We start from the raw sequence: 1,627 nt of genomic DNA, 5'->3' as shown, positions 1-1,627 counted from the left end.
ACAATGGTAAGTGGAGTTAGTATAGTTTTATGGATACCATTTAATTAAGTCCTTACAATGACCTTTGAGAGGATGTGCCCGAAATAGAGGGTAAACGTGCAGGCAAAAAATACAATGATGGGTTTAAGAAAACCACGGTGGATTTATATCATGTGGGAAACTCGATTAAAGATTTAAGCAGCGAATATGGCGTATCAGAAGTAACAATTTATAAATGGATAAAGACATTTACGCCTATCAGTTCAGAAGAAGGCTCTCTTTGTTGAGAACAATAGCATAAAAAAACAAACCGTCATGAAAAGGTTTGTCTCTTTAAGGGTACTAGTTGTTAATGCTCTGCAACGAAGCCGTATATGAGTGCAAATAGGAAAACAAATGTAAAAACAGCCTATCTTTTTCTTAAAATTAGTCGCCATTTATTATGGAATTTCTCAAATTGAATAATATAATTTTCTTTTTCATAAATGAAAATATTCCCAGATTCTGTTGGTTTACCCATTATCTCTAAAATTTCATCTTTTGAATACTCAAGTTCAACTTGAATTATATAAATTTCGTTCATTTCATCTTCGTCGATAATGAAATTTTGATTTTCAATTGTATATCTATATGTTTGAATGTCTTCATTATCAAAATGTTCGTTTGGTTTGCCCCAGATTCTTTCTACATCATTCATTTTAGTATTATTATCAAGCCTTAAAGGTGTTCCTTTTATGATTCCTTTTTCTAAGTCTTTAATAGTTTCAGCATCTAAATTAAATACGCTATGCCTTGAAATATCTTCTACCTTATTTTTCTCTTTTGCTACTTGCGTACTGCAACCAGATATAAAAAGTAAAACAGCAGTCAATATTATTAATAATTTCACTATTTTCAAATTCATCACCTATTATAAAATTAGAGAAAAAAGTTTAGTTGCCTTCTTTCTTATAATAACATTTTCTCTATTCTAACAACACTCAAGGTATGAAAATTTACTCATGGTGGAATGAATTTGTTATATAGTTTTGAAGCTCAAAACTTTTACATCTTGAATGAAGATTCTTTCCTTTGTAGATATATCTAATCTAGCCAATCTTATAACTTCATTTGGATCGTTAATAGATTTTATAATGACGGATTTATTAACTGTGGTATTATTTTTCGTTACAGAATATTCCACCTTAAATGTTTCTAGATTTTCCACTTTATTTTTTAACATTAGATTGATGTCATCTCCTAATTAATTTTTAAGTACTAAATATATAAGAATCAAAAAGCTCAACCTYATRAGGTTGAGCTTTTTGATTAGGGAATACCAATAAAAAATTGTCTACTAAAAGACTAACAATTTAACACTTTAAAGTAAAGATTTATATCTTATACATCTTTAAACAGACAAAATTTATTTTTTTCTATATTACCTTTGTCGAATTAATCATTCAGCAAGTGCAATCCTTTTTTAGTATAAACAATAAAAACATATAGACAAAAGTGGATTATTTCACCTTTTTCACATGAGAACCCTCACTATTTTATAATTCTAATGACAGAAATATATATGCATAGGCTTTAACGAGAATTTTTCTTTCTATATAAAGAAATAATTAGCGAATAATAGGGGGCCGATAAATCCATTATGTTAACT

Annotated in this window: 2 protein-coding genes and 1 pseudogene; 1 reads left to right on the top strand and 2 read right to left on the bottom strand. The window is 28.3% G+C overall.

The features are described 5' to 3' along the window. Positions 1-83: 83 nt before the first annotated feature. Positions 84-239, top strand: a pseudogene (locus tag AC1DRF_RS26860) (transposase); the annotation flags it as partial. Positions 240-388: 149 nt separating this feature from the next. On the opposite strand, the gene AC1DRF_RS26855 reads toward AC1DRF_RS26860, so the two are convergent. Continuing rightward, positions 389-877 carry a hypothetical protein gene (locus AC1DRF_RS26855; protein WP_427077151.1) on the bottom strand — a complete coding sequence of 163 codons (489 nt, stop codon included), beginning with the start codon at positions 875-877 and terminating at the stop codon, positions 389-391. Positions 878-997: 120 nt separating this feature from the next. Further along, positions 998-1,201 (bottom strand): hypothetical protein, encoded by a 204-nt coding sequence (locus AC1DRF_RS26850; RefSeq protein ID WP_098591323.1) that lies wholly within the window; start codon positions 1,199-1,201, stop codon positions 998-1,000. Positions 1,202-1,627: the final 426 nt, after the last annotated feature.

Source organism: Priestia sp. P5_B4 (assembly GCF_056400385.1).
This window is presented reverse-complemented; position numbering and strand designations above follow the sequence as displayed.

What these genes read in the sequence shown, in the direction of transcription:
- AC1DRF_RS26850 (WP_098591323.1), bottom strand. Translation starts at nt 1,201, where the DNA reads ATGTTAAAAAATAAAGTGGAAAATCTAGAAACATTTAAGGTGGAATAT.